This window comes from Nitratireductor sp. GCM10026969 (assembly GCF_042660605.1).
Taxonomy (GTDB): domain Bacteria; phylum Pseudomonadota; class Alphaproteobacteria; order Rhizobiales; family Rhizobiaceae; genus Chelativorans.
The window spans coordinates 1-508 of sequence record NZ_JBHSUM010000343.1 but is presented as its reverse complement, the minus strand read 5'-3'; the positions used below and the strand labels follow the sequence as shown (position 1 = coordinate 508).

1 protein-coding gene is annotated in these 508 nt (G+C 70.5%); it reads right to left on the bottom strand.

Annotation, left to right across the window (positions count from 1 at the left end; all coding sequences use genetic code 11):
• On the bottom strand, positions 1-508 hold a 508-nt coding region (locus ACFP9U_RS25415), incomplete at both ends, for a terminase large subunit domain-containing protein (protein WP_378625686.1).

Genomic DNA, 508 nt, shown 5'->3' with positions numbered 1-508 from the left:
GGCCGGTCGCCGGCGGATCGACGGCCACGACGATGCGCCGCAGCGCACCGCCCGTGAGACGGCTTGTCGCCGCCTCGATCCCGGCCCGTGTCCACAGCGCATCCTCGCGGTCCTCGATCAGTTCGCCCTCGAGCTCCTGCCGGCCCAGCCGCGTACCCGCATAATTCCGTTCCACGGCCTTGATGAAGCGCGCCGAAAGATTGGCGGCGTTGTCGGCCGTGCGCATCCGCGTCAGGGTCACCTCGCCGCTTCCCACGAGCCGGCGGATCAACGGCACCGGCTTCGGCGTCGTGGTCAGGAGCTGCATCGGCCGCGGCCCCAGCCGCAGGCCGAACTGCAGCATGTCGAAACAGGCTTCCGCATGCTTCCATTTCGCAACCTCGTCGCACCAGGCGGCCTCGAATTGCGGCCCGCGCAAACTGTCCGGGTCCTCCGACGAAAACACCTGCGCCACCGCGCCGTCGTCCCACACGAGCCGCCGCCGGCTCGGCTCGTAGCGCGGCCGGTC